This window comes from Butyricimonas hominis (assembly GCF_014287455.1).
Lineage (GTDB): Bacteria > Bacteroidota > Bacteroidia > Bacteroidales > Marinifilaceae > Butyricimonas > Butyricimonas muris.
This window is the reverse complement of the sequence record NZ_JACOOH010000045.1, coordinates 1-1072: the sequence shown is the minus strand read 5'-3', so window position 1 is coordinate 1072 and position 1072 is coordinate 1. Positions and strand designations below refer to the sequence as shown.

At 46.3% G+C, this 1072-nt stretch carries 3 protein-coding genes; all 3 read right to left on the bottom strand.

Features of this window, described 5'->3' with window-relative positions:
* A partial coding sequence (locus H8S64_RS22440; RefSeq protein WP_222621235.1) for a hypothetical protein occupies positions 1-194 on the bottom strand: 194 nt, incomplete at its 3' end.
* 26 nt (positions 195-220) lie between these two features.
* A complete protein-coding gene (locus H8S64_RS22105; protein ID WP_007754121.1) occupies positions 221-541 on the bottom strand; it encodes a hypothetical protein in 321 nt (106 codons plus the stop codon).
* 12 nt (positions 542-553) lie between these two features.
* Complete coding sequence (locus H8S64_RS22100; protein WP_007754124.1) at positions 554-1012, bottom strand: DUF3872 domain-containing protein; 459 nt, start codon at positions 1010-1012, stop codon at positions 554-556.
* Positions 1013-1072: the final 60 nt, after the last annotated feature.

The following is a 1072-nucleotide window of genomic DNA, read 5'->3' as shown; positions in this document are numbered from 1 at the left end:
GCCTTAAAACCAGTTGATAGAAAACGGCGGCTGCTTGCCGCCGTTACTTTCTTCCGTGAGCCTGCCAGCGGGTGAAGAAAGTAACAAAGAAGCCTTTCGTTTTCCCTATCATGGAAACATCCCGCCGATGCTTCCCGGCGGGATGTCTGCCCGATATTTACGCTTTGCGTATCATTCCATACCCGGTTTCCCAAGAGGATGATAAAAACGAATGTCGCAACTATAAATCCTCATAGTGAATAAATTTTACACCAAGTATGCACACGGTTTCTTCTTCCTCGATGTCATATTTCCATGTCCGTTTATTGACAAGCATTTCCGTGTCGCAATCGAACCATTCCATTACAGGCGCATCATCTTCTTCGTCCGCCCATTTGAAAACCTGATTGGACGGCGTTTTCCATAATTCAGCACTGTCACGTTCGGAAATACAGTCCTTGTCCATAATGATGATGTCACCTACTGCCGGAACTGTATCTGTTTCCAACGTGGTTTCTATGTACCACGAGATGCCTTCTATATCCAATTCTATTTTTACCATGTCGTTTTATTATTAGGGGGTTATTGTTTCCGTTTCTTCTTCGCTGTTGTCATTATTGAATGATAGTGTAAGTTGCTGCATCTGCCCGAAGCTGTCGATGATATAAATGTCAATCGTCTGCTGGTCGGTCGATGCCGAGGTGTAGTAGAGCCAGAACGTTTCTTTCTCCAGCGGGTAAAGGTCATTGGGCAGGAACACCGTGCCGTTATCCATTTCCAGCTTCCCTTTGCCGTCCGGCTGGAAATACCTTATCTGATAGGTAGTCGGCTGGTAATAGCCGCCACGCACCAGTCGGCAGCGTATTTCGGCGGTTTCCCCGACTTTCAGCCTTTTGGGTACTGGCAGTGTTTCGATGCTGAACGGGTACGCCTGCTGAATATCCAAGTTGTCATTACAGGCGGTGACAAGCACGAGGGCGGCCACGATGTAGCAGCCCATGATGATTTTATACATTACATTCTTCATATACATTATTATATAGCGGTCAGTTGATAATGAATTTCAGTCCCAAAGATACCTGCGTGTGGAACT